The 24,673-nt window shown below is 55.7% G+C and carries 21 protein-coding genes and 1 riboswitch; of the genes, 13 read left to right on the forward strand and 8 right to left on the reverse strand.

Going from position 1 to position 24,673, the window contains the following annotated elements; translation table 11 throughout:
• Nucleotides 1–9: 9 nt before the first annotated feature.
• Both ACHHZ6_RS06725 and ACHHZ6_RS06730 read right to left on the reverse strand, forming a co-directional pair.
• Nucleotides 10–1,251 (reverse strand): multifunctional CCA addition/repair protein, encoded by a 1,242-nt coding sequence (locus ACHHZ6_RS06725; protein ID WP_395121955.1) that lies wholly within the window; start codon nucleotides 1,249–1,251, stop codon nucleotides 10–12.
• 60 nt (nucleotides 1,252–1,311) lie between these two features.
• Entirely contained in the window at nucleotides 1,312–1,932 is a 621-nt protein-coding gene (locus tag ACHHZ6_RS06730) for a TIGR04211 family SH3 domain-containing protein (RefSeq protein WP_182274574.1), read from the reverse strand.
• 229 nt (nucleotides 1,933–2,161) lie between these two features.
• Here ACHHZ6_RS06730 and ACHHZ6_RS06735 point away from each other — a divergent pair, with 229 nt between their 5' ends.
• From ACHHZ6_RS06735 to hldE, 3 genes are read left to right on the forward strand one after another with little or no spacing between them, the layout of a single operon-like run.
• The gene (locus tag ACHHZ6_RS06735) at nucleotides 2,162–3,463 is read left to right on the forward strand and encodes an inorganic triphosphatase (RefSeq protein ID WP_395121957.1); all 1,302 of its coding nucleotides are present in this window, start codon (nucleotides 2,162–2,164) and stop codon (nucleotides 3,461–3,463) included.
• 21 nt (nucleotides 3,464–3,484) lie between these two features.
• Nucleotides 3,485–6,340, forward strand: coding sequence for a bifunctional [glutamate--ammonia ligase]-adenylyl-L-tyrosine phosphorylase/[glutamate--ammonia-ligase] adenylyltransferase (glnE, locus tag ACHHZ6_RS06740; RefSeq protein WP_395121958.1), 2,856 nt, complete (start codon nucleotides 3,485–3,487; stop codon nucleotides 6,338–6,340).
• A gap of 40 nt (nucleotides 6,341–6,380) precedes the next feature.
• Entirely contained in the window at nucleotides 6,381–7,811 is a 1,431-nt protein-coding gene (gene hldE, locus ACHHZ6_RS06745; RefSeq protein WP_182272664.1) for a bifunctional D-glycero-beta-D-manno-heptose-7-phosphate kinase/D-glycero-beta-D-manno-heptose 1-phosphate adenylyltransferase HldE, read from the forward strand.
• Nucleotides 7,812–7,906: 95 nt separating this feature from the next.
• Here the strand turns inward: hldE and ubiK are convergent, their stop codons facing one another.
• On the reverse strand, nucleotides 7,907–8,203 hold the full coding sequence (ubiK, locus tag ACHHZ6_RS06750; RefSeq protein WP_182272663.1) for a ubiquinone biosynthesis accessory factor UbiK: 297 nt from the start codon (nucleotides 8,201–8,203) through the stop codon (nucleotides 7,907–7,909).
• A 120-nt stretch (nucleotides 8,204–8,323) separates the two neighbouring features.
• Nucleotides 8,324–8,474: riboswitch (FMN riboswitch) on the forward strand.
• A 107-nt stretch (nucleotides 8,475–8,581) separates the two neighbouring features.
• On the opposite strand from ubiK, the gene ribB reads away from it, so the two are divergent.
• Nucleotides 8,582–9,235 (forward strand): 3,4-dihydroxy-2-butanone-4-phosphate synthase, encoded by a 654-nt coding sequence (ribB, locus tag ACHHZ6_RS06755; protein ID WP_182918965.1) that lies wholly within the window; start codon nucleotides 8,582–8,584, stop codon nucleotides 9,233–9,235.
• A 31-nt stretch (nucleotides 9,236–9,266) separates the two neighbouring features.
• On the opposite strand, the gene zupT is transcribed toward ribB, so the two are convergent.
• Nucleotides 9,267–10,040: a zinc transporter ZupT gene (zupT, locus tag ACHHZ6_RS06760; RefSeq protein WP_182272661.1), complete on the reverse strand. Its 774-nt coding sequence runs from the start codon at nucleotides 10,038–10,040 to the stop codon at nucleotides 9,267–9,269.
• 196 nt (nucleotides 10,041–10,236) lie between these two features.
• On the opposite strand from zupT, the gene ygiD reads away from it, so the two are divergent.
• Complete coding sequence (ygiD, locus tag ACHHZ6_RS06765) at nucleotides 10,237–11,025, forward strand: 4,5-DOPA dioxygenase extradiol (protein WP_395121960.1); 789 nt, start codon at nucleotides 10,237–10,239, stop codon at nucleotides 11,023–11,025.
• Between the two features lie 92 nt (nucleotides 11,026–11,117).
• Here the strand turns inward: ygiD and ACHHZ6_RS06770 are convergent, their stop codons facing one another.
• The 3 genes from ACHHZ6_RS06770 to tolC form a co-directional block, all read right to left on the reverse strand.
• Entirely contained in the window at nucleotides 11,118–12,278 is a 1,161-nt protein-coding gene (locus tag ACHHZ6_RS06770) for a glutathionylspermidine synthase family protein (RefSeq protein WP_196390504.1), read from the reverse strand.
• 2 nt (nucleotides 12,279–12,280) lie between these two features.
• Nucleotides 12,281–12,946 (reverse strand): DUF1190 family protein, encoded by a 666-nt coding sequence (locus ACHHZ6_RS06775; protein WP_182918962.1) that lies wholly within the window; start codon nucleotides 12,944–12,946, stop codon nucleotides 12,281–12,283.
• 194 nt (nucleotides 12,947–13,140) lie between these two features.
• Nucleotides 13,141–14,619: an outer membrane channel protein TolC gene (tolC, locus tag ACHHZ6_RS06780; protein WP_182272657.1), complete on the reverse strand. Its 1,479-nt coding sequence runs from the start codon at nucleotides 14,617–14,619 to the stop codon at nucleotides 13,141–13,143.
• Nucleotides 14,620–14,822: 203 nt separating this feature from the next.
• Between tolC and nudF the strand changes: the two genes are divergently transcribed.
• The 5 genes from nudF to parE are packed head-to-tail and all read left to right on the forward strand — an operon-like array spanning nucleotide 14,823 to nucleotide 19,231.
• Nucleotides 14,823–15,455 carry an ADP-ribose diphosphatase gene (nudF, locus tag ACHHZ6_RS06785; protein ID WP_182272656.1) on the forward strand — a complete coding sequence of 211 codons (633 nt, stop codon included), beginning with the start codon at nucleotides 14,823–14,825 and terminating at the stop codon, nucleotides 15,453–15,455.
• The gene (locus tag ACHHZ6_RS06790; protein WP_014833293.1) at nucleotides 15,452–15,874 is read left to right on the forward strand and encodes a DUF1249 family protein; all 423 of its coding nucleotides are present in this window, start codon (nucleotides 15,452–15,454) and stop codon (nucleotides 15,872–15,874) included. Before nudF ends, ACHHZ6_RS06790 begins: the two co-directional genes overlap by 4 nt.
• 27 nt (nucleotides 15,875–15,901) lie before the next feature.
• Nucleotides 15,902–16,729, forward strand: coding sequence for a 3',5'-cyclic-AMP phosphodiesterase (cpdA, locus tag ACHHZ6_RS06795; RefSeq protein ID WP_182272655.1), 828 nt, complete (start codon nucleotides 15,902–15,904; stop codon nucleotides 16,727–16,729).
• Nucleotides 16,729–17,310 (forward strand): esterase YqiA, encoded by a 582-nt coding sequence (gene yqiA / locus ACHHZ6_RS06800; protein WP_182272654.1) that lies wholly within the window; start codon nucleotides 16,729–16,731, stop codon nucleotides 17,308–17,310. The genes cpdA and yqiA overlap by 1 nt, the downstream gene beginning before the upstream one ends.
• Nucleotides 17,311–17,338: 28 nt before the next feature.
• A complete protein-coding gene (gene parE / locus ACHHZ6_RS06805) occupies nucleotides 17,339–19,231 on the forward strand; it encodes a DNA topoisomerase IV subunit B (protein WP_182272653.1) in 1,893 nt (630 codons plus the stop codon).
• An 83-nt stretch (nucleotides 19,232–19,314) separates the two neighbouring features.
• On the opposite strand, the gene ACHHZ6_RS06810 is transcribed toward parE, so the two are convergent.
• Nucleotides 19,315–21,456 (reverse strand): TonB-dependent siderophore receptor, encoded by a 2,142-nt coding sequence (locus ACHHZ6_RS06810; protein WP_395121963.1) that lies wholly within the window; start codon nucleotides 21,454–21,456, stop codon nucleotides 19,315–19,317.
• 384 nt (nucleotides 21,457–21,840) lie between these two features.
• On the opposite strand from ACHHZ6_RS06810, the gene ACHHZ6_RS06815 reads away from it, so the two are divergent.
• Genes ACHHZ6_RS06815 through ACHHZ6_RS06825 form a run of 3 tightly spaced genes read left to right on the forward strand, consistent with a single transcriptional unit; the run spans nucleotide 21,841 to nucleotide 24,670 of the window.
• Entirely contained in the window at nucleotides 21,841–22,653 is an 813-nt protein-coding gene (locus ACHHZ6_RS06815) for an ABC transporter ATP-binding protein (protein ID WP_182918960.1), read from the forward strand.
• Nucleotides 22,650–23,633, forward strand: a complete 984-nt coding sequence (locus tag ACHHZ6_RS06820) for a FecCD family ABC transporter permease (protein ID WP_395121965.1) — start codon at nucleotides 22,650–22,652, stop codon at nucleotides 23,631–23,633. The genes ACHHZ6_RS06815 and ACHHZ6_RS06820 overlap by 4 nt, the downstream gene beginning before the upstream one ends.
• On the forward strand, nucleotides 23,630–24,670 hold the full coding sequence (locus ACHHZ6_RS06825) for an iron ABC transporter permease (protein WP_182272649.1): 1,041 nt from the start codon (nucleotides 23,630–23,632) through the stop codon (nucleotides 24,668–24,670). Before ACHHZ6_RS06820 ends, ACHHZ6_RS06825 begins: the two co-directional genes overlap by 4 nt.
• Nucleotides 24,671–24,673 lie beyond the last annotated feature (3 nt).

Genomic DNA, 24,673 nt, shown 5'->3' on the forward strand with positions numbered 1-24,673 from the left:
CGGTTGCCCTCAGTCTTTTGGCTGAGGGCAACGCTGTTCTTTCCAGTCCGCTACTGCCTGAATCCGCCGTTTTGTCAGCTCTTCCCGAATCTCCGGCCCTTTGAACCCGGCTTCCACGACGTCTTTGGTTGGCACCGCTTTGGCGACGTTCCACGCCTCGCGCAGCAAACGACCTTGCGGATAATCACAGGCTTCAAACCCGGTTCGCCCACGAACGTCAGCCTCGCTGGTGAGCGCGATCTGCTCCACGCGCTGCGGTTTACGCCAGGCGTCGATGTTGTCGAACAATTTCACGATGGTGGCCGGTTTCAGGATCGGGAAGGTGTGGATCAGGTCATGGAATTCCGCCACCAGTTTTGCCAGGTCGCGGATCTCGTTAGGTACGCGCAGACGCTGGCAAAGACCTTCTACCAGCTTCACGCCAGCGGGGCCGTGACCGTGATGGCGCGGCCAGAATGCTTTTGGCGTTAACCCTTTGCCGAGATCGTGGCACAGGGTGGCAAAACGAACATCAACCTCCGGGCTGAGCATCGCGGCCATACTCAACGTCATCAGGGTATGAACGCCAGTATCAATTTCCGGGTGCCACTTTGCCGGAGCCGGGACGCCAAACAGATTATCGATTTCCGGGAAAAGTACCTTCAGTGCGCCACAGTCGCGAAGCACCTGGAAAAAGACCTGCGGGTTGCGGGTGGTCAGGGCATTTTCCGTCTCTTTCCAGACGCGTTCTGGCGTCAGGTATTCCAGCTCGCCCGCATTGGTCATCGCAGTCATTAGCGCCATTGTTTCATCGGCGATGCGGAAGCTCAGATGGGCATAGCGTGCAGCAAAACGCGCCACGCGCAGCACGCGTAGCGGATCTTCAGAAAACGCCGGGGAGACGTGACGTAAAATGCGGTTACGCAAATCGTCCTGGCCGCCATAAGCGTCGATAATATGGCCCTGATTGTCCTGCGCCAGCGCGTTAATGGTGAGATCGCGGCGCAGGAGATCTTGCTCCAGCGTGACGTCCGGTGCGGCATAACAGGTGAAGCCGGTATAGCCTGAGCCGGATTTCCGTTCGGTACGCGCCAGGGCGTACTCTTCACGGCTTTGCGGGTGCAGAAACACGGGAAAATCGCGACCTACCTGCTGGTAACCCGCGTCGAGCATCTCTGCGGGCGTGGCTCCAACCACAACCCAGTCCTTATCTTTGACCGGCAGACCTAACAACGCATCACGTACCGCACCACCGACCAGATAACTCTTCACGCCCGACACTCCTGTTTTCTCTTTTCCAGGATAATACGTAAGTCTGGCAAAGAAGACGAATTAGTTCATCCAGCGGTCTTTACGCTTACGGCTTGGGATCAGGTGTGGCAGAACCAGGCCCAGCACCAGGCCGACGCCCAGCACGCCGCCGCCATACATAAACCACTGCATGATGATGGTGCGCTGTTTGTCATCGAGCTGCAGGTTGGCAGCATTCACTTTCTTCTGCGCGACGATCAGCTCGTTCTTCAGTTTCTGGTTTTCGTCTTTCAGGTTGCTAATCACGCTGTCGCTCTGTGACACTTTTTGCTGCATTTCTGCGGTGCGCTGGTTCCAGGTGCCGTCAATGTTATTGAGCTTGTCGGTCAGGGTTTTCACCTGATTTTCCAAATCCGGCACGCGGGTACGCAGGCTTGGCACATTGCTCAGCTCTTTCAGTGGGATCCAGGACGTACGACCACTGCTGTCGCGAACCTGCCCGTAATTGGTGTCCGCATTGGTCTGTAATAGCACCACTTCCTCGCCGGCATTAACCGTACCCACGAGGCGATAATTATCTCCAGGGCCGCTGCGTACCCAGGTGTTCAGTTCATCAGAAACGTAACGTTTCTCTTCAGCGTGTACCGCAGTTGCGGCGCTAAAAGCGAGTAAAGTAAGTCCAATCAGGCGTAATTTAAGCATCATTAGTCGTTATTTTCATGAATAGTGGAACGATAGTAGTGGCAACAGTGTCTCTACGCAAAGCATTCGTCAGCAATCAGAATCATCTGTGTCACGCTGTCAAACATTTACGCCCGTCAAATTGCTCATTGCGTGGCAATTTGGCGCAAAATACTATGTACTGACAAACAAATGGCGAGGAAGTTCGCCCTCATTGACGCGTCTGTGACGCCTGCATAAGTACAAGGCTATGGCTCAAGAAATCGAATTAAAGTTTATCGTCGAAAAAGACAGCGTTGACGCGCTTCGTCAACATTTGCACACGCTTTCCGGCGAGCACCATGAACCGGTACAACTGCTGAACATCTATTATGAAACACCAGACAACTGGCTGCGCCGTCATGATATGGGGCTGCGCATCCGTGGCGCGAACGGGCGCTACGAGATGACGATGAAAATTGCCGGTCGCGTGGTGGGCGGTTTACATCAGCGCCCGGAATACAATATCGACATCAGTAAGCCAGAACTTGAACTGGACCGTTTCCCGGCAGAAGTCTGGCCTGAGGGCTATCTGCCGGAAGCGTTATCCGGGCAGGTGCAGCCGCTGTTCAGCACCGATTTCTGGCGCGAGAAATGGCTGGTCAATGAAGGCAAAAGTCGCATTGAGATTGCCCTGGATCTGGGTGACGTGAAGGCAGGTGAATACCAGGAACCCCTTTGCGAGCTGGAGCTTGAGCTGGTGGACGGTGATGTGAACGACGTGCTGAAGCTGGCACACAAGCTGGTGAACCAGTCCGGTTTGCGTCAGGGTAGCCTGAGCAAAGCCGCGCGTGGCTACCACCTGGCGGCCGGAGATGCGCCACGTTTACTGAAAGAGACGACCATTTTACACGTCGCTCCGAAAGCCAGTGTTGAACAGGGTATGGAAGCGGCGCTGGAGCTGGCGCTCACTCAGTGGCAATACCATGAAGAACTGTGGGCGCGAAATGTGAAAAATGCAAAGTCTCACGTGCTGGCGGCTATCGGGCTGGTGCGTCATACCCTGGCGCTTTTCGGCGGCATTGTCCCGCGTAAAGCGAGCGCTCACTTACGTGATCTGCTGACGCAAACCGAGACGTTGATGCTTTCTGACGTGTCGGCGCAAACGGCTATCTACAGCCCGCAAACCGCTGCGGCAAAACTGTCGCTGACTGAGTTTCTGGTGACGCGCGGCTGGCGCAGTTTCCTGGATGCAAAAGCGCAGACCAAAATTGCGGAAAACTTCAAACGTTTTGCGGATACCCATCTTTCACGCCATGCCGCCGAGTTGAGGACCACTTTTGCGTATCCACTGGGCGACCAGTATGGCGATCAGCTTCCCCGTCTGGCGCGTAATATCGACAGCATGTTGCTGCTTTCCGGGGCTTATGACAGCGCAAAAACGCAGGCCTGGCTGGAAAACTGGCAGGGGCTGAAACATGCCATCGAAACCCGTCAGCATATTGAGATTGAGCATTTCCGCAACGTGGCTATTTCGCAGGAGCCGTTCTGGCTGCACAGCGGAAAACGTTAACTCTGGCAAGGAACCCCTATAATGCCGCTTTCTTCGCAGTTACAGCAGCAGTGGCAGACCGTTTGCGAACGTCTGCCTGAGTCATTACCGGCGTCATCGTTAAGCGAGCAGGCCAGAAGCATGCTCACTTTTAGTGATTTTGTGCAGGAAAGTCTCACCGCCAACCCTGACTGGCTGGCGGAGCTTGAGAACTCACCGCCGCAGGCGGAAGAGTGGCGGCATTATGCCAGCTGGTTGCAAACCGCGCTTGCAGATGTGGCGGAGGAAGCTGCGCTGATGCGCGTTTTGCGCCAGTTCCGTCGTCGGGTGATGGTGCGTATTGCCTGGGCTCAGGCGCTGGAGCGGGTCAGCGAAGAAAGCACGCTTCTGCAGTTGAGCGAGCTGGCGCAGACGTTGATCGTCGCCGCGCGGGACTGGCTTTACGCGGCCTGTTGTAAAGAGTGGGGGACGCCGTGCAACGAAGAGGGGGTTCCTCAGCCGCTGTTGATCCTGGGGATGGGCAAGCTGGGCGGCTGCGAGCTGAATTTCTCCTCTGATATCGACCTGATTTTTGCCTGGCCGGAGAACGGCTCCACGCGTGGTGGTCGTCGTGAACTGGACAATGCCCAGTTCTTTACCCGTCTCGGCCAGCGTCTTATTAAGGCGCTGGATCAGCCGACACAGGACGGTTTTGTCTATCGTGTGGACATGCGTTTACGTCCGTTTGGCGATAGCGGCCCGCTGGTGCTGAGCTTTGCCGCGCTGGAAGATTATTACCAGGAGCAGGGACGCGACTGGGAGCGCTATGCGATGGTCAAAGCGCGGATCATGGGCGACGGTGACGATGCTTACGCCAATGAGCTGCGCGCCATGCTGCGTCCGTTCGTGTTCCGTCGCTACATCGATTTCAGTGTGATCCAGTCCCTGCGTAACATGAAGGGGATGATTGCCCGTGAGGTGCGCCGTCGTGGTCTGAAAGATAACATCAAGCTTGGTGCGGGCGGCATCCGTGAAATTGAATTTATCGTGCAGGTCTTCCAGCTGATCCGTGGAGGACGCGAACCGTCTTTGCAGTCCCGTTCCTTGCTCCCGACGCTCTCTGCCATTGAGCAACTGCACCTGCTACCGGCAGGCGACGCGCAAACCCTGCGCGAGGCTTATCTCTTCCTGCGTCGTCTGGAAAACCTGCTGCAAAGCATCAACGATGAGCAAACCCAGACTCTGCCGGGCGATGACCTGAATCGGGCGCGTCTGGCCTGGGGGATGCGTGTGGGTGACTGGACGGCATTGACCGAACGGCTGGATGCCCACATGGCGGGCGTGCGCCGTATCTTTAACGAGCTGATTGGCGACGACGAAAGTGAATCGCAGGATGATACGCTGTCTGAACACTGGCGCGAGCTGTGGCAGGACGCACTTCAGGAAGATGACACCACGCCAGTGCTGGCGCACCTGAGCGATGACGACCGCCACCGGGTGTTGTCGCTGATCGCCGATTTCCGCCTCGAACTGAACAAGCGCGCCATTGGCCCGCGTGGCCGCCAGGTGCTGGATCACCTGATGCCGTATCTGCTGAGTGAGGTCTGCTCGCGTACGGATGCCCCGGTACCGCTGTCGCGCATGATGCCGCTGTTGAGCGGCATTATCACCCGCACCACATACCTTGAACTGCTGAGCGAATTCCCCGGCGCACTGAAGCACCTGATTACGCTCTGCGCCGCCTCGCCGATGGTCGCCAACAAGCTGGCGCGTTATCCGCTGCTGCTGGACGAACTGCTTGATCCGAATACGCTTTATCAGCCGACGGCGACGGATGCCTACCGTGACGAATTGCGTCAGTATCTGCTGCGCGTGCCGGAAGAGGACGAAGAACAACAGCTGGAAGCGCTGCGTCAGTTTAAACAGGCGCAAATGCTGCGCGTGGCGGCGGCAGATATCGCTGGTACGTTGCCGGTGATGAAAGTGAGCGATCACTTAACATGGCTTGCCGAAGCGATCATCGACGCGGTGGTGCATCAGGCGTGGGTGCAGATGGTGGCGCGTTACGGCCAACCGAAACACCTGGCCGATCGCGAAGGCCGTGGCTTTGCGGTTGTCGGTTACGGCAAGCTCGGCGGCTGGGAGCTGGGGTATAGCTCTGATCTTGACCTTATTTTCCTGCACGATTGCCCGGTGGACGTGATGACCGATGGCGAGCGTGAAATAGACGGGCGTCAGTTCTACCTGCGTCTGGCCCAGCGCATTATGCACCTGTTCAGCACCCGCACGTCGTCGGGCATTTTGTACGAAGTGGATGCGCGTTTGCGTCCGTCCGGCGCGGCAGGAATGTTGGTTACTTCAACGGACTCGTTTGCGGATTACCAGAAAAATGAGGCCTGGACGTGGGAGCATCAGGCGCTGGTGCGCGCCCGCGTGGTGTATGGCGACCCGCTGCTGAAAACGCAGTTTGATGCGATCCGCCGGGACGTGATGACCATCGTACGTGACGGCAGTACGCTGCAAACCGAAGTGCGTGAGATGCGTGAGAAGATGCGTGCGCATTTGGGGAATAAGCATCGCGATCGCTTTGATATTAAAGCCGATGAGGGTGGTATTACGGATATTGAGTTCATCACCCAGTATCTGGTGCTGCGTCATGCACACGAGAAGCCGAAGCTCATTCGCTGGTCTGATAACGTGCGCATTCTGGAGCTGCTCGCACAAAACGACATTATGGATGAGCAGGAAGCGCAGTCCTTAACGCGCGCCTACACCACGCTGCGTGATGAGTTGCATCATCTGGCCTTACAGGAACAGCCGGGCCATGTGGCGCTTGACTGCTTTGCCGATGAGCGCGCTCAGGTGACGACAAGCTGGCAGAAGTGGCTGGTGGAACCGTGCGTAACAAAACAAGTGTGATATTATCGCGCGCAAATTGTGAATCTTTCTGGAGTCAGGAATGAAAGTAACACTGCCAGAGTTTGAACGTGCTGGAGTTATGGTTGTCGGTGATGTGATGCTGGATCGCTACTGGTATGGGCCGACCAGCCGCATCTCCCCGGAAGCACCGGTACCGGTGGTTAAGGTCGACACCATTGAAGAGCGTCCTGGCGGCGCGGCAAACGTGGCGATGAACATTGCCTCTCTGGGCGCACATTCGCGTCTGGTGGGCCTGACCGGCATCGATGATGCGGCGCGTGCGCTGAGCAAGTCGCTGGCGGACGTGAACGTGAAGTGCGACTTCGTTTCTGTTCCGACACACCCGACGATCACCAAGCTGCGCGTGCTGTCGCGTAACCAGCAACTGATCCGCCTCGACTTTGAAGAAGGGTTTGAAGGCGTTGATCCTGAGCCGCTGCACGAGCGTATCAATCAGGCTCTGGGCGGTATCGGTGCGCTGGTGCTGTCCGACTATGCCAAAGGCGCGCTGGCGAGCGTGCAGACGATGATCCAGCTGGCGCGTAAAGCCAATGTACCGGTGCTGATCGACCCGAAAGGCACGGACTTTGAGCGCTATCGTGGTGCAACGCTGCTGACGCCAAACCTCTCTGAGTTTGAAGCGGTGGCGGGTAAGTGTAAAACCGAGCAAGAGCTGGTTGAACGCGGTATGAAAATCATCGCTGATTTCGAACTTTCTGCACTGCTGGTGACCCGTTCCGAGCAGGGGATGACGCTGTTGCAGCCGGGCAAAGCCCCACTGCATATGCCAACCCAGGCGCAGGAAGTCTACGACGTGACCGGTGCCGGTGATACGGTGATTGGCGTGCTGGCGGCAACGCTGGCGGCAGGCAACTCTCTTGAAGAAGCGTGTTACTTCGCCAACGCCGCTGCAGGTGTGGTGGTCGGTAAACTTGGTACTTCAACCGTTTCGCCTATCGAGCTGGAAAACGCGGTGCGCGGTCGTGCGGATACCGGGTTTGGCGTGATGAGCGAAGACGAGCTGAAAGCGGCCGTTGCTGCTGCGCGCAAGCGTGGTGAGAAAGTGGTGATGACCAACGGTGTGTTCGACATTTTGCACGCGGGCCACGTCTCTTATCTGGCGAATGCGCGCAAGCTGGGCGATCGCCTGATTGTGGCGGTGAACAGCGATGCGTCAACGAAACGCCTGAAAGGCGAAACGCGCCCGGTGAACCCGCTGGAGCAGCGTATGATTGTGCTCGGTGCGCTGGAAGCCGTGGACTGGGTCGTGTCGTTTGAAGAAGATACTCCACAGCGTTTGATAGCCGGTATCTTGCCAGACCTGCTGGTGAAAGGTGGCGATTACAAACCAGAGCAAATTGCCGGTAGCGAAGAGGTCTGGGCTAACGGCGGTGAAGTGATGGTGCTCAACTTTGAGGACGGGTGTTCTACCACCAACATCATTAAGAAGATCCAGAAAGACAGTCAGTAATCTGTGCGGGCTGATGCCCTCACCCCAACCCTCTCCCAGTGGGAGAGGGAGCAAACACTAAAAACGGCAACCTCGGTTACCGTTTTGCATTTACCTTACTCCTGGTCATCCACCGGCGGGATCGCTGGTGCCGGTTTCACGTCTTCCGGTGCATTGCGGTTTTCCAGCTCGGTCAGACGCTGTTCCAGCAGCGCCAGTTTTTCGCGGGTGCGCAGCAGAACCTGCGTTTGCACATCAAATTCTTCACGGCTGACTAAATCAAGGCGAACCAGCTGTGCCTGCAGCGTCTGGCGGATTTTCTTCTCAACGTCATCACCAAATTCACGAATGCCTTTCGGCATGGATTCATGAACCTGACGCGCAATTTGCTCAATTTTTTTTGGGTCAATCATTGTGGCTTCCCTTGATCAAAAGGTGTTAGTGCCCATTGTAGCGCGTCATGGCGTGGGTTAAACAAAATTGTTTGATGCTTATGCATTGCCCAGGGTAATCAATAGCGTTATAGTTATCTCGCTTATTCTCAGGGCGGGGCGAAATTCCCCACCGGCGGTAAATCAGCGTCTTGCTGAAAGCCCGCGAGCGCTTTGGGTGAAAACTCAAAGGTCAGCAGATCCGGTGTAATTCCGGGGCCGACGGTTAGAGTCCGGATGGGAGAGAGTAACGATCCAGTCGGGCATGGGCCCGCTCACGTTATTTTTTTGCCGCTTATACGGCGCTCCTAAGACTGCCCTGATTCTGGTAACCATAAATTTAATGAGGTTTTTTTTACCATGAATCAGACGCTACTTTCCTCTTTTGGCACGTCAACTCAACGTATTGAACATGCACTGGATGCACTGCGCGAAGGCCGCGGTGTAATGGTGCTTGACGATGAAAACCGTGAAAACGAAGGCGACATGATTTTCGCCGCCGAAAACATGACCGTTGAGCAGATGGCGCTGACCATTCGTCATGGCAGCGGCATCGTATGCCTGTGTATTAACGAAGACCGTCGCAAGCAGCTCGACCTGCCAATGATGGTTGAAAACAACACCAGCGCCTTTGGTACAGGTTTTACCGTGACCATCGAAGCTGCGCATGGCGTGACGACCGGTGTGTCTGCGGCTGACCGTCTGACCACCGTGCGTGCAGCGATTGCCGATGGTGCGAAACCATCCGACCTGCACCGCCCTGGCCATGTCTTCCCGCTGCGCGCGCAAGCGGGTGGTGTACTGACTCGCGGCGGCCACACCGAAGCGACCATCGACCTGGTCACGCTGGCAGGCTTCAAACCAGCAGGTGTGCTGTGTGAGCTGACCAACGATGACGGTACGATGGCACGTGCGCCAGAGTGCATCACTTTTGCCCGCCTGCACAATATGCCGGTGGTGACAATTGAAGATCTGGTGGAGTACCGCCAGGCGCACGAGCGCAAAGCCAGCTGACAGTAAAGCGCCGGGATATCCCGGCGTTCTTTTATCCGATGCCCGCTGTCTGTAGCAATACCAGACTCAACCCCATCACCGACATCCCGCACAGAACGCCGTAGCTCGGGTTGTTATTCGGATCGATCTCTTTTGCCAGCGGCATTAACTCATCCACGGACAGTGCGACCATGATACCTGCCACCGCGGCCATAATAGCGGCCATCACGACAGGCGAAACCAGACTACCGAGGATCAGCCAGGCCAGGACACCACCAAGAATTTCGGCCAGTCCTGAGATCCCCGCCCAGAATACTGCAGTGCGTTTCGACCCTGTGGCTGCATATACCGGTCCGGCAACGGCCAGTCCTTCAGGAATATTGTGTAAGGCTACTGCCAGCGCGATACCAAAACCCAGCTCAAGGTTATTACTGGCGGTCACGTAGGTGGCAACGCCCTCCGGGAAATTATGCAGGCTGATGCCAAGCGTCAGCAGAATAGCGGTTCGCTTAATACTGCCCGGTAACGGCGTGATGTTTTTCTGCATCAAATCCTGTGGGTGTGCGTGGGGCAGCATTCGGTCGAGAGCAAAGTAGCCCAGCAGTCCAAACACAAACATGCCGTAACCCAGAACAGGCGACATCCCTTCTGTGCCCAATGCGGCAGGCAGCATTTCCATCAAAGAGATAAGCAGCATGATCCCGGCGGCAAAGCCGAGCGAGAAAGCCAGCACACGGTTAGACGGCTTCTGGCCGAGTACACCGAGGAATGCACCAAGGAAGGTCGCGGCACCTGCAAATAGGGTCAGGATCAAGGGGACTGACATGCATTTTTCCTTATGATAATCATTCTCATTTATATTAATGATTCATTGCGGCCAAAGCGAGTGAGGTTGTTATGCTTTACACATTCCTTACATTCAAATTTCCTGATGATGATCATCACGGTTATCTGCGTTCATCCTCGCCAGATTACGCGTAATGTAGCACCATTAAATTGACACCTTCTGTAAGGATATCGCCATGACTTCTTCACGTATGCCTGCACTGTTTTTAGGCCACGGCAGCCCAATGAACGTTCTGGAAGATAACGTTTATACCCGCGCCTGGCGTCATCTGGGTGAGACGTTGCCGCGCCCGAAAGCGATTGTGGTGGTTTCTGCACACTGGTTCACGCGTGGTACTGGCGTCACCGCGATGGAAGCCCCGAAAACCATTCATGATTTCGGTGGTTTCCCGCAGGCACTGTACGACACGCATTACCCTGCTCCTGGCTCTCCGGAGCTGGCGCAACAGCTGGTGGATCTGCTGGCACCTGTTCCGGTCACACTGGATAAAGAAGCGTGGGGTTTTGACCACGGCTCGTGGGGTGTGCTGATTAAAATGTACCCGGATGCTGATATCCCGATGGTGCAGCTGAGCATCGACAGCACCAAACCGGCAGCCTGGCACATGGAGATGGGGCGTAAACTGGCCCGCCTTCGTGATGAAGGTATTATGCTGGTCGCAAGCGGTAACGTGGTGCATAACCTGCGCACGGCACGCTGGCACGGCGAAAACACACCGTACCCGTGGGCGACATCCTTTAACGACTATGTAAAAGCCAATCTGACCTGGCAAGGCCCGGTTGAACAGCACCCGCTGGTGAACTACATGGAAAGTGAAGGGGGGTCGCTCTCCAACCCAACGCCGGATCACTTCCTGCCTCTGCTGTATGTCTTAGGCGCGTGGGACGGCCAGGAACCGATTACCCTTCCGGTTGATGGCATTGAAATGGGCAGTTTGAGTATGCTGTCGGTGCAGATAGGGTAATCAAAGCAAAACGGCAACCAGAGGTTACCGTTTGTCGTGCTTGCTCCCTCTTCCTGTGGAAGAGGGGCGGGGTGAGAGCATCGGGCTGCACTCTACTCTACGAAAATATGTGGATAGAATCGTGACAGATCCTGGGTGATCAGCGCTCTGTCTTCACGAATACCAATCCCGGCGGGTTGATCGTTGATAAGCCAGCTACCAATCAGCGTGTAGCTGTCGCCAAACTTCGGCAGTTGATAAAATTCCTGGACGATCATCCCTTCTTCGCCGTAAGGCCCTTCGGCCGCTTCCAGCGTTTTGCCGTTTTCGATAATCGACACGTTCGCCCCTTCACGGGAGAAAATCGGCTTAATAACGTATTTCTCCATTTGCGGATGGTCGTCTTCCGCAAAGTATGCAGGCAGCAGATTCGGGTGGTTCGGGAACATCTCCCACAGCATCGGCAGCAGAGCTTTGTTGGAGATAATGCTCTTCCAGGCAGGTTCCAGCCAGCGCACGCCCGCATCTTCCAGCTTGGTGGAGAACATTTCGCGCAGCATGTATTCCCACGGGTAGAGTTTGAACAGGTTGCTGATCACCTGATCCTGCAGATCGGTGAACTGGCCTTTCTCACCCAGACCGATATCTTCGATATAAAGGAACTCGGTCGCCACTTCCGCTTCGGCTGCGCAGTCCTGCAAATACTGAACCGTTCCACGGTCTTCTTCCGTGTCGCGGCAGCAGGCAAGATGCAGCAGGTTAAAACCGTGCTGTTCACGCAGCTCAGCGAAACGCTCAATCAGCTTTTCCTGCAGGCTGTTGAACTGGTCGCTGCCTTCCGGCAGGTTCCCGGCATTGACCTGGTCTTCCAGCCAGATCCACTGGAAGAACGCCGCTTCGTACAACGAGGTTGGCGTATCGGCGTTGTTTTCTAAGAGCTTAGGTTCACCCACGCCGTCCCACGCCAGATCCAGACGCGAGTAAAGCGATGGCTGGCTGGTTTTCCACGACTGGCGCACAAAGCTCCAGGTGTGTTTTGGAATGCGGAACTTCGCCATCAGTGCGTCGCTGTCGATGACTTTTTCCACCACCTTCAGGCACATCTGGTGCAGTTCTGCCGTTACCTCTTCCAGTTTCTCAACCTGAGCAAGCGTGAGCTTGTAGTAAGCATCTTCACACCAGTACGGTTCGCCGTACATGGTGTGGAAGTTAAAACCGTATTCGGTGGCTTTTTCACGCCAGTCCGGGCGCTCGGTGATACTGACTCGTTCCATGATCAACCACCCATTGAGCGGGTAGAGGAACCCGTCGCGCTACGCTGCATGGTGGTTTGTTTCGCGACAGATTCACCGAACCCGCCACGGGTTATGGTGCTGGTGGTCGCCGGTTTTGGTGCCATTGCCGTTTTAGGGACGGTCATGGTACGGCCTGGCGTTGCTGCGCCGTAGCCTTTGCCGCTGGCATCGGTGTATTGACCGTAAGCCGGGCTGGCCGGGTTTTTCGAGCTAAACAGCGGCTGCTGCTGGAAGCCTGCACCGCCACCCATCAGGCGACCCATCATGTAGCCTGCCATCAGCGGCATCCAGAAACTGCCGCTGGACTGTGCCTGCGCCTGGTTTTCTGGCGCGGTACCCGCTTTAGCCGGTGCTTGCTGGCACTGGCCTTCACCGAATTCCGCTACGCAGTCTTCGCGTGAGGCATATTTCGGTGCGGTACGTTCTGCTTCTTTCAGGGCATTGTTATAAGCCGTAGTACATTCTGCGGTTTTACCGGTAGCGGTAGAGCAGTCGTCCGCGTTTTGATACAGCGATACATTTTCGTCGCTTTTCTCACAGCCCGCCAGCATAAAGACGGCAGTGATCGCCAGTGCGACAGGTGTAAGGTGACGCGCATTCCAGCTTTTGCGGAACGAAGCGTGATTAATGGATTTTGTCCGTTTCATCTTTGTCTTCCTGGACCCAGTGGTAATAACGCTCAGGATAGAGGATGAGTGGTTGAAAATGAAGCGAAGAGGGGCTGAATCAGGGGGATCTTTACGTTGGCTTACGTTTGAGTGTGATTTTACATCAGGTGGCGCTGCGCTTACCCGGCCTGCGGTGAATCAGGCATGATAAGCGCAACGCCATCAGGCAATGCTTAGTGACGGAACGGATTATTACCGTTGCTGGCAGGCGTCGTGGAACGCGTTGCCGCTGGCTGTGCAGCAGGGGTGTTGCTGTTACCGTTGAAGTTATCAACGGCGGCAACCTGCTGCGGGTTCTCCGGTGCAACGTTTTCAGGCGAAGTCGAAATCGGCTTGCCCAGTGCGCTGTTCAGCGACTGCAGATCCTGCTCGTTCAGCGTACCCAGCGCTTGTTTGATATTCAGCTGGTTAATCAGGTACTGGTAACGTGCGCTGGAGAGTTGCTGCTTGGCGTTGTACAGCGTGGTGGTCGCATCCAGAACGTCAACGATGGTACGCGTACCGACCGAGTAGCCTGCTTCCATCGCATCCAGAGAGCTTTGGGCAGAGACAACGGCCTGTTTATAAGCGTTGATGCTACTGATAGAGGCGTTCACGTTGTTGAAGGACGAGCGTACGGTCTGCACCACGTTGCGGTGTGCGCTTTCCAGCTGCTCGCTCGCGCCAACAAAGTTGTACTGCGCCTGTTTTACCTGGGAGTTCACCATACCGCCCTGGTACAGCGGCAGGGAGAAGTTCAGACCCACTTTGTTCTGACCGATGTTGCTGTCGTCATACTGGGCCGTATTGGTTTTTGAACCGCTGTAGGTGGTATCAGAAACGCCGGTAGAGGCGCTCAGGCTCAGGGTTGGCAGGTGGCCATCCTGCGCCTGACGGATCTGCTCGCGAGCCAGATCCTGGCTCAGACGCGCCTGTAACAGCGTCAGGTTACGGTTTTCCGCTTCTTTCAGCAGGGCGTTTACCGCCTGCGGCTTATCGGTTTTGAAGCTGTCGACGTTCAGAGAAGCCAGCTCAGGGTAGTAGTTACCGGTGACCTGACGCAGTGATTCCAGCGCGTTGTCGAGGTTGTTACGCGCGGTCACTTCGTTGGCCAGTACGCTGTCGTACTGTGAACGGGCGTTCTGGACGTCAGTAATCGCCACCAGGCCGACGTTGAAACGCTGAGTGGTTTGATCTAACTGGCGGTAAATGGCCTGTTTCTGCGCTTCGGTATAGGAGAGCGAGTCAATCGCGCTCAGCACGTTGAAGTAGGCGGTCGCGGTGTTCAGGATCAGCGTTTGCTGGTTGGTCTGATAGGTCACATCCTGGATACCTGCGCTCTTTTCCTGCAGCGTCAGTGCGCGCCATTTAGACATATCAAACAGCGTCTGCGTCAGTTGCAGTGATGCACTGGTGGCATTGGAGTTAATGCCGTTGCTATCGCGGAAACCGTTGCTGTAGGTATAATCTGCACCTAAGCCTAACTGCGGCAGCAATGGGCTACGCGCTTCGTTAATCTTTTCAAACGCAGCATCACGATCGGCCGCCGATTTACGTAAATCAGGGTTGCCCAGACGTGCCTGCTGGTAGACCTGTAACAGGTTATCTGCCTGGCTCATTGCACTGAAGCCCGTCAGGCCCAGGCCGATAAGGATGGGGAGCAATTTCTTCATTTGCATTCCTTGTTGTGAAGCAGTATTAGCGCTGATCTAATTAAAAATAATTGCCGATTCTAACAGAATCTTCCACACCAAAAGGTTGGCGTTACGTGCCATCTGGCGGTAATTTGCACCAATCTACCATATAGCCTTACAAACGGCAGCCAAACAGCCTTGAAATTCATAATTTCATCACCATTGCTACCAGGACTCGACTCATGCAAAAAACAGACAAGTTGCCAGTGACATTCGCCAAAAACGATGTAGAAATTATTGCACGAGAAACGCTTTATCGCGGTTTTTTTTCGATGGATCTTTACCGTTTCAGGCATCGCCTGTTCAATGGTGGGATGAGCGGCGAAATTCGGCGCGAAATTTTTGAGCGCGGGCATGCGGCAGTCTTGCTACCCTTTGACCCAGTGCGCGATGAAGTTGTCCTTATTGAGCAAATTCGAATTGCCGCTTATGACGTAAGCGAAAGTCCGTGGCTGCTGGAGATGGTGGCCGGGATGATCGAAGAGGGGGAATCGGTCGAAGACGTTGCCCGCCGCGAGGCGCTGGAAGAGGCGGGGCTGGTTGTCGGTCGTACGAAACCGGTGCTGAGCTATCTGGCAAGCCCGGGCGGTACCAGTGAGCGCTTGTCCATTATGGTGGGCGAAGTGGACGCCACGACGGCGGATGGGATCCACGGTCTGGCTGAAGAACACGAAGATATTCGGGTTCATGTGGTGAGCCGGGAGCAGGCTTACCAGTGGGTTGAAGAGGGGAAAATCGACAACGCAGCCTCTGTCATCGCTCTGCAATGGCTGCAACTGCATTATCAGACATTACGAAACGAGTGGAAAAAATGAAGCGCTATACACCTGACTTCCCAGAAATGATGCGCCTGTGCGAAACCAATTTCGCACAATTGCGCCGCCTGTTGCCGAAAAACGACGCACCCGGCGAAACGGTGAGCTATCAGGTGAGCAACGCGCAGTATCGGTTAACGATAACAGAATCAACGCGCTACACTACGCTGGTGGAGATTGAGCAAACGGCTCCCAGCATTAGCTACTGGAGTCTGCCGTCGATGACGGTACGTCTCTATCACGACGCGATGGTCGCTGAAGTGTGTTCAAGCCAGCAGATCTTTCGCTTCAAAGCGCGATATGATTACCCGAATAAAAAGTTGCATCAACGCGACGAAAAGCATCAAATTAACCAGTTTTTAGCCGACTGGCTAAGATATTGTTTAGCACATGGAGCAATGGCGATTCCGGTTTGTTAGCGTCATAAACCTACCTAAGGACACCATTTGGAAAGCCTGTTGAACCTGACTGTTGCTGGTGGGGCACCAGTCAGGATATTACAAATCACCGATACTCACCTTTTTGCCGAAAAGCATGAGACTCTGCTGGGCGTGAACACCTGGGAGAGTTATCAGGCTGTACTTAGCGCGATTCATGCCGAAAACCGCGCATGCGATTTGATTGTCGCAACGGGCGATCTGGCGCAGGATCAATCCTCCGCGGCCTATCAGCATTTTGCTGAGGGGATCGCGAGCTTCAGCGTGCCTTGCGTCTGGCTGCCGGGCAACCATGATTTCCAGCCTGCTATGTACAATTCACTCCATGAGGCGGGAATTTCTCCGGCGAAGTGTGTGTTTGCGGGTGACCAGTGGCAGATATTACTGCTCGACAGCCAGGTATTTGGTGTCCCACATGGTGAGTTAAGCGAGTTTCAGCTCGACTGGCTGGAAAACAAACTGGCCGCTGAGCCGTCGCGTCATACGCTGCTGTTGCTTCATCATCACCCACTGCCAGCGGGCTGTAGCTGGCTTGATCAACACAGTCTGCGCAACTCTGCGGCACTGGACAGCGTTCTGGTGAAGTTCCCGCGGGTGAAAAACCTGCTGTGCGGACATATTCACCAGGAGCAGGATCTCGACTGGAACGGTCGCCGCCTGCTTGCAACCCCGTCGACCTGCGTTCAGTTTAAGCCACACTGCGCCAACTTTACCCTGGATACTATCGCACCGGGCTGGCGCTGGCTGGAACTGCACGCCGATGGTTCGCTGACCACGGAAGTGTGCCGTTTGTCAGGTGCAAAATTCCGCCCGGATACCGCTTCAGAAGGCTATTGATGTCTACGCTTCTCTATCTTCATGGGTTCAACAGCTCACCGCGTTCCGCAAAAGCGACACAGCTTCGCCAGTGGCTGAGCGAGCATCATCCGCACGTTGAGATGATCGTTCCGCAGCTGCCGCCCTACCCGGCAGATGTGGCGGAGATGCTTGAATCTATTGTTCTGGAACACGGCGGTGAATCCTTCGGCGTGGTTGGCTCATCGCTGGGCGGCTATTACGCCACCTGGCTGTCGCAATGCTTTATGCTGCCCGCTGTCGTGGTTAACCCGGCGGTACGGCCATTTGAGCTGCTGAGGGACTTTCTTGGACAGAACGAGAACCCCTACACCGGCCAACAATATGTGCTAGAGTCTCGCCATATTTACGATCTCAAAGTTATGCAGGTAGACCCGCTTGAAGCGCCCGATCTCATCTGGCTGCTGCAACAGACGGGTGATGAAGTGCTGGATTACCGCCAGGCAGTGGCGTATTACGCATCCTGCCGCCAGACTATAGAAGAGGGCGGAAACCATGCTTTCACGGGCTTTGAGGATCATTTCACCCAGATTGTCGATTTTCTTGGACTGCACAGCCTCTGACAATCAATGCGAATTGCTAGTTTAAATCATGACGCAAACCTATAACGCTGATGCCATTGAGGTACTCACCGGGCTTGAGCCGGTTCGCCGCCGCCCGGGGATGTACACCGATACGACGCGCCCAAACCACCTGGGCCAGGAAGTTATTGATAACAGTGTGGACGAAGCGCTGGCAGGCCATGCCAAACGCGTTGACGTTATCCTGCATGCCGATCAGTCGCTGGAAGTCATTGACGACGGTCGCGGTATGCCGGTGGATATCCACCCGGAAGAGGGGGTTCCGGCCGTTGAGCTGATCCTCTGTCGTCTGCATGCGGGCGGTAAGTTCTCCAATAAGAACTACCAGTTCTCCGGTGGCTTGCATGGCGTGGGGATTTCCGTCGTAAACGCCCTGTCTAAACGCGTGGAAGTGAACGTTCGCCGTGACGGCCAGGTTTACAACATCGCGTTTGAAAACGGCGACAAGGTGCAGGAGCTTCAGGTCGTCGGTACATGCGGAAAACGTAACACCGGTACCAGCGTTCACTTCTGGCCTGACGAAAGCTTCTTCGACAGCCCACGTTTTTCTGTTTCTCGCCTGACGCACCTGCTGAAAGCTAAAGCGGTACTTTGCCCGGGCGTGGAAATTACCTTTAAAGATAACGTCAACAACACCGAGCAGAGCTGGCGCTACGAAGATGGTCTTAACGACTATTTGTGCGAAGCGGTAAACGGCCTGCCGACGTTGCCGGAAAAACCGTTTGTCGGTAATTTTTCGGGTGATACCGAAGCGGTGGACTGGGCGCTACTGTGGCTGCCGGAAGGCGGTGAGTTGCTGACGGAAAGCTACGTCAACCTGATCCCGACCATGCTTGGCGGTACGCACGTCAACGGTCTGCGTCAGGGGCTGCTGGATGCGATGCGCGAATTCTGCGAATACCGCAACATTCTGCCGCGTGGTGTGAAGCTGTCGGCGGAAGACATCTGGGATCGTTGTGCCTACGTGCTGTCCGTGAAGATGCAGGATCCGCAGTTTGCCGGGCAGACCAAAGAACGCCTGTCATCACGTCAGTGTGCGGCGTTCGTTTCCGGCGTGGTGAAAGATGCCTTCACCCTGTGGCTGAACCAGAACGTTCAGGCTGCGGAAATGCTGGCCGAAATGGCGATTTCCAGCGCCCAGCGTCGTCTGCGTGCGGCGAAAAAGGTCGTACGTAAAAAGCTGACCAGCGGCCCTGCGCTGCCGGGCAAGCTGGCGGACTGTACTGCACAGGATCTTAATCGCACCGAGCTGTTCCTCGTGGAAGGGGACTCGGCAGGGGGATCGGCCAAGCAGGCGCGCGATCGTGAATATCAGGCGATCATGCCGCTCAAGGGTAAGATCCTGAATACCTGGGAAGTCTCTTCGGATGAAGTGCTGGCCTCGCAGGAAGTACACGACATCTCCGTGGCGATCGGCATCGATCCGGACAGCGACGATCTGAGCCAGCTGCGCTATGGCAAGATCTGTATCCTCGCGGATGCGGACTCCGATGGTCTGCACATCGCCACGCTGCTGTGCGCGCTGTTTGTGAAGCATTTCCGTACGCTGGTGAAAAACGGTCACGTCCACGTGGCGCTGCCACCGCTGTACCGTATCGACCTCGGCAAAGAGGTTTACTACGCGCTGACGGAAGAAGAGAAAGCCGGTGTGCTGGAGCAGCTCAAGCGTAAGAAGGGCAAACCGAACGTTCAGCGCTTTAAAGGGCTGGGTGAGATGAACCCGATGCAGCTGCGCGAAACCACGCTGGATCCGAATACCCGCCGTCTGGTGCAGTTGACTATCAGCGACGAAGACGAACAGCAAACCAATGCCATGATGGATATGCTGCTTGCCAAGAAACGTTCAGAAGACCGACGTAACTGGCTGCAGGAGAAAGGCGATATGGCGGATATTGAGGCCTGATATCCTCATCCTAACCCTCTTTCACAGGGAGAGGGGAGGGATCGTAGGCCCGGTAAGCGTGAGCGCCACCGGGCTTTTTTACATCAAAACTCCATCTTCACCGTAAACTGCACTTCGCGTGGGTCACCAATCTGGTTGCCCAGGTTATTGGTCGCGATAGATGAGGTGTAGTATGTCTTGTCAAACAGGTTCTTCACGTTGACCTGCAACGTCACCGGATACTGCAGTTTCATCTTATACGCCGCGAACGCATCCGCCACGACGTAACCTGGCAGGTAGTAATCCGCACCGTTGGTGGCTGAGCGACGGCTTACGCCGTGTCCACCGCCGCCGATCGTCAGGGTATTTCCGCCGATCACATTATGAATATCGTAAGTCAGGAACAGTGACCCGGTATGGCGTGGCACGTTTGGCAGTGGCTTGCCCGCATAGTCCGGATCTTCCAGCACTTTTGCGTCGGTATAACCATAGCTGGCGATAATATTGGTGTTCTCGGTCAGCGAACCCGCCAGATCCACTTCTACGCCTTGTGAACGTACGCGGCCTGCGGTTTTGGCGACGGTTTCATCCCCCACGCTTTCGGTGTAGAGCACGTTACGCTTGTGAATATCAAACAGCGCAATATTGGCGGTAATGCCACTGAACAGGTCAAACTTGGCACCCACTTCGTAGGCATTGGACGTTTCTGGTGGCAGGTCGCCAATGTAACTCGCAATGGACGACTGCGGCATAAACGTCTGGGAATAGTTGGCAAACAGCGAGACGAACGGTGTGAGCTTATAGACTACCCCCAGCTTCGGCGTCCATTGATCGTCGCGACTGTCGGTGTTGACGTTGAACGGACGGCCTTTCCCCGCATACTGGGTGTAATACTGATAGCGCATCCCGGCGACAGCGATCCATTTATCCGTCAGGTACAGCGCATCCTGGGCGTAGGCGGAGTAGCTCTCCTGCTTAATTGTCTGGTCACTGTCGGATGCCGAGACGGTGGTGCATTTGCTCAGGTTGCCGTAAGTCGGGTGATAGATATTGAAATCTTTAACGTTCTTACAGCGGATCATATCCGTGCGCAGTAGATCGTAATTCTCATACGACACGCCAGTGAGGATCTCGTTATAGAACCCTGCGATATCTACGTTCCCCTGCAGATCCGCGCGGGTGGTGTGCATCCGCTGGGTTGAACCCTGCGTGGCGTCCACGCGGCGCGTCAGGTTGCCGGTTTTAGCATCGTAGGCCATTACGCGTGCCTGGTTGTCGCTGTACTTATCCTGGCTGAAGCTATAGTCGAACTTCGCGGTCCACTGGCTGTTGAGACGATATTCCGCATTGAGTTGCGCCAGATCGGACTGACCATCGGTGATGTTGAACGGCTCATCAAAGCGCGTTTTACGGTCAACCTTCACTGGCTGTTTGGTGTTGAGATCGAAGATCGTTCCGCGATCGAACGGTGTCTTATAGTCGCGATGCGAGTAGAGCACGGTCACGGTGGCGTCATCGCCGAACCAGGTCAGCGATGGGGCGATAAAGGTACTGCGATTGGTACCGTAATTACGCCAGTAATCTTCGTCCTGATACTCACCCGTCAGGCGATATGCCAGACGCGTGCCCTCAACCGGGCCTGTGACGTCAAATTGTCCTGTTCCGCCGCCAAAACTGGTGGAGGTGGCAGAGATGGAGCCACCGAAGGTTTTTTCCGGGCGTTTGGTGACCACGTTAATCAGACCACCCGGGTCGAGAATGCCATACAGCGTGGAGGCCGGGCCTTTCAGCACTTCCACACGTTCGGTTGCGGCGTTAAAGCTGCGCGGCAACACGGTGCGCAGGCCGTTAGTCATGATCGAACCGTCACGGTTAGCGCCAAAACCACGACGCACGAACGCATCCTGCGTACCACCCAGCGTGTTGGTTTGCACCACATTACTGACGTTATACAGTGCCTCGTCGAGCGTGGTGGCATGTTGATCTTCCAGCACTTTATCACTGACGGTATTCACCACCTGCGGGATGTCCAGCATCGGCATAGTGGTCAGTGTAGCGGTGGAGGTATTCAGCGACTGATAGCCGTTGGTGGCATCGGCTGTGGCATTGGGATCGGCAGTGACGGTGAGCGTTTCACCCTCCTGAGCCGTTGCGGTTTCTGTTGCGTGTACCAGAGGTACCATGAACAAAAGTGAAAAGAGCGCGCGCCCTTTTACCCCAGAGAGTGAAGGTGTGAACTTAGCCATTACATCTGTTTTCCCGAAATATCCTGCGATGAAAAGCTCGCGGAAGAATGTGTGAGTCATTGCCCTTACGGTCTGTTCGTTATCCATCGCTGGCGTCGAACATGTAATTGAGAATCATTCAATCATGCATGGATGTAGTAGTAAATGGAAAAAAGCAAAAATCGGCTACAGCTGAAAAACGTGCAGAGTGGGCAGGTTGGTAAATGGGTAACAATATGAAAATAAATAAATTAAAAACAATTTTGTTTTTGTAGTGCCGCGTAATTATCCCTGGTGTTGCAAGGGTGTTTCTTCTCTTGACTACTACATGGCGCAGCGGCAAACTCTCAAAAGAGAATGAGTTTTATTTTTATTTGTTGGTTTTCTTATTAAGTTGGCGTTCACGTGGCTCACAACACGAAAAAACCGGGACTGGTTCTGGAGAACCTCTCTGCGGGCTATCAGAAAAAAATCATCGTCGATGATATCTCCCTTGCGATCCCTCAGCAGAAAATAACCGTGCTGGTAGGGGCAAACGGCTGTGGAAAATCCACGCTGCTGAGCACTATCGCTCGTCTGCTGCAACCGCTTGGCGGTACCGCGCTGCTGGATGGTAAAGCGATTCATGGACAACCGACCAAAGACGTTGCCCGCCAGCTTGGCATCCTGCCTCAGTCTCCGCTGTTGCCGGAGGGCTTAACCGTTTTTGAGCTGGTATCACGCGGGCGCTTTCCTTGGCAGAATTTTATGCGCCAGTGGAGCGATGAAGATGAGCTGGCCGTTGAAGAGGCGCTGCGCCTGACCGGTACAGCGGCGTTTGCTCATTTGCCTGTTGAAAGCCTGTCGGGCGGCCAGCGTCAACGCTGCTGGATAGCGATGGCGCTGGCGCAGCAAACGCCGTACATCCTGCTGGATGAGCCAACGACGTTTCTCGATCTCCGCTATCAGGTAGAAATTCTCGAGCTGCTGCACACCCTGACCCGCCAGCATGGGCGCACCGTCGTGGTGGTACTGCACGATCTCAACTTCGCCGTGAACTACGGTGATTCACTGGTCTTTTTACGCCAGGGAAAAGTGCAGGGCGTGCTTCACGAGGGGGATGTTTGCACACCGGAGCTAATCAAAACCGTATTCGACGTCGACGTACATATGTCGCTTAATCCGTTGACCGGCAAACCGTTCTTTATGCCGTTTCGCCAGGTTGCCGACAAACCATGATGCGCATCTCTCTGGTTTTTGTACTTTTCGCTCTGTTGCTGCTGATGGGGGCGATTGCGCATCTGGGTATTGGCGCGCGCTTTATTACTCCACAGACAGTGGTACAGGCATTTCTCGATTTCGACCCGCGTAATTTCGACCATAACGTCATCATCAGGCTGCGTCTGATACGGCTTTGGGCCGCCCTGACGACGGGGGCAGCGCTTGGCGTGGCGGGTGTATTACTGCAATCCGTGATCCGCAACCCGCTGGGTGAGCCGCATATTCTGGGGCTGAATGCGGGCGCGGCGCTGGCAGTGGTGCTGACCAGCGCGCTCGGGCTGGCGTTACCGTCTGGTCGCCCGTTGATTGCCGCTGCCGGGGCCGCCACGCTGTTTCTGTTGGTACTGGTGTTCTCCTCCGCCGGGCGTACCGGGCTCACGCCGATGAAAGTCACGCTGTGCGGCGTGGCGATGTCGGCATTTGCCTCGTCGATTACCGCCACGGTTCTGATTCTGGATGAACAGACGCTGCTTGCCATGCGTACCTGGCTGGCGGGCGATGTTGCCGGAATAAAGGCAGAGACGATCCTCAGTGCAACCTGGGCTGCCACCGCCGGTTTTGGGTTGGCTCTCTGGTTGTCACCATCACTCAACATGCTGGCGTTAGGCGACAGGATGGCGCAGGGGCTTGGCGTATCGTTGTTGAAGACCCGCCTTTTCGCTCTGCTGGCAATTGCACTGCTCTGCGGGGCTGCCGTCTCCATTGCCGGGCCGATTGGCTTTATCGGCCTTGTAGTACCGCAGTTGATCCGCCGACTGGTGTCGGTGGATTTACGCGTAATGGTGCCCCTGTCGGCCCTGTGTGGAGCGCTGGTTTTGCTGCTGGCAGATATCGCTGCCCGCACTTTGTTCACGCCGTATGAGCTGGCAACCGGCGTCATGACCGCTCTGGTCGGTGCTCCCGTCTTTATCTTTATGGCTTCGAGGATGTTCAAATGAACCGGGCAGGATTACGCGCGTTCCGCATCGGCCCTTTCTCAACGCTGATTCGCCCGAAGGCGCTACGGTGTCTGGCGCTGTTCACGCTGGTAAGCGTGTTGTTGCTGAGTTTTGGCCTGACGCACGGTTCGCTTGCCATTCCCGCTTCTGCCATCGGGCGCGCGCTGTTTTCACCGCAAAGCCTGGAAGCGGATGCGCGCTACATCGTGATGGATATCCGACTGCCGCGTCTGCTGATGGCGGTGTTATGTGGGGCAATGCTGGGTATGGCGGGGGCGGCCATGCAGTCTATCACCCGCAATGGCCTGGCTGACCCAGGTCTTATCGGCGTGAAAGAGGGCTGTAGTGCGGCGGTACTGCTGCTGATTTTTCAGTTTCCGGCGTTGAGCCTGTTCTGGCGTCCGCTGGTTGGTATGACCGGTGGGCTGCTGACTGCGCTGCTGGTGGTGGCACTGGCGCGCGACATCTCGCGCCCGCGATTTATCCTGATCGGTATCGGCGTTTCATGGGCATTTGCTGCGGCAATGGGGGTCTTTATGACTACCGCCGACGTGCGCGACGTGCAGACGGCGATGCTATGGCTGGCAGGGAGTCTGCATGCAGCAAACTGGACGCTGGTCAGTATTACGGTGGTTTGGGCATTACCCGCGTGTGCTCTGCTGCTGTTTACCGCCCGCGCTGCTGATGTGGCGTTGCTTGGCAATCAGACCGCAACCGGGCTTGGCGTGCGTACTTCACGGTTAGCGCTGCTGCGCGTGTTTGCCCCGGTGATACTGACGGCGGCCTGCGTCTCCTGCGTGGGTAGCATTGGTTTTGTCGGGCTTATTGCGCCGCATATGGCGCGCCTGCTGCTACGTGGCGGACAAACCGCGCTACTGGCGGGAAGTGCAGTGCTGGGTGCGCTGCTGGTGCTGCTGGCCGATAACATCGGGCGTCTGGCATTTTTACCGCTGCAACTGCCCGCGGGGATTGTGATTTCATTGACTGGCGGACCATTTTTCCTGCTGCTGCTCTGGCAGCGTCGGGACAGATTTTAGGGG

Source organism: Enterobacter cloacae complex sp. 2024EL-00214, from assembly GCF_043945575.1.
Lineage (GTDB): Bacteria > Pseudomonadota > Gammaproteobacteria > Enterobacterales > Enterobacteriaceae > Enterobacter > Enterobacter cloacae_P.

Bases quoted from the DNA above. Each gene is read 5' to 3' on its own strand.
- yqiA (WP_182272654.1), top strand. From the start codon at position 16,729: ATGTCTACGCTTCTCTATCTTCATGGGTTCAACAGCTCACCGCGTTCC.
- tolC (WP_182272657.1), bottom strand. From the start codon at position 14,619: ATGAAGAAATTGCTCCCCATCCTTATCGGCCTGGGCCTGACGGGCTTC.
- ribB (WP_182918965.1), top strand. From the start codon at position 8,582: ATGAATCAGACGCTACTTTCCTCTTTTGGCACGTCAACTCAACGTATT.
- ygiD (WP_395121960.1), top strand. From the start codon at position 10,237: ATGACTTCTTCACGTATGCCTGCACTGTTTTTAGGCCACGGCAGCCCA.
- nudF (WP_182272656.1), top strand. From the start codon at position 14,823: ATGCAAAAAACAGACAAGTTGCCAGTGACATTCGCCAAAAACGATGTA.
- parE (WP_182272653.1), top strand. From the start codon at position 17,339: ATGACGCAAACCTATAACGCTGATGCCATTGAGGTACTCACCGGGCTT.
- ACHHZ6_RS06790 (WP_014833293.1), top strand. From the start codon at position 15,452: ATGAAGCGCTATACACCTGACTTCCCAGAAATGATGCGCCTGTGCGAA.
- ubiK (WP_182272663.1), bottom strand. From the start codon at position 8,203: ATGATTGACCCAAAAAAAATTGAGCAAATTGCGCGTCAGGTTCATGAA.
- ACHHZ6_RS06810 (WP_395121963.1), bottom strand. From the start codon at position 21,456: ATGGCTAAGTTCACACCTTCACTCTCTGGGGTAAAAGGGCGCGCGCTC.
- ACHHZ6_RS06820 (WP_395121965.1), top strand. From the start codon at position 22,650: ATGATGCGCATCTCTCTGGTTTTTGTACTTTTCGCTCTGTTGCTGCTG.
- ACHHZ6_RS06825 (WP_182272649.1), top strand. From the start codon at position 23,630: ATGAACCGGGCAGGATTACGCGCGTTCCGCATCGGCCCTTTCTCAACG.
- hldE (WP_182272664.1), top strand. From the start codon at position 6,381: ATGAAAGTAACACTGCCAGAGTTTGAACGTGCTGGAGTTATGGTTGTC.
- glnE (WP_395121958.1), top strand. From the start codon at position 3,485: ATGCCGCTTTCTTCGCAGTTACAGCAGCAGTGGCAGACCGTTTGCGAA.
- ACHHZ6_RS06735 (WP_395121957.1), top strand. From the start codon at position 2,162: ATGGCTCAAGAAATCGAATTAAAGTTTATCGTCGAAAAAGACAGCGTT.
- ACHHZ6_RS06770 (WP_196390504.1), bottom strand. From the start codon at position 12,278: ATGGAACGAGTCAGTATCACCGAGCGCCCGGACTGGCGTGAAAAAGCC.
- zupT (WP_182272661.1), bottom strand. From the start codon at position 10,040: ATGTCAGTCCCCTTGATCCTGACCCTATTTGCAGGTGCCGCGACCTTC.
- ACHHZ6_RS06775 (WP_182918962.1), bottom strand. From the start codon at position 12,946: ATGAAACGGACAAAATCCATTAATCACGCTTCGTTCCGCAAAAGCTGG.
- ACHHZ6_RS06730 (WP_182274574.1), bottom strand. From the start codon at position 1,932: ATGCTTAAATTACGCCTGATTGGACTTACTTTACTCGCTTTTAGCGCC.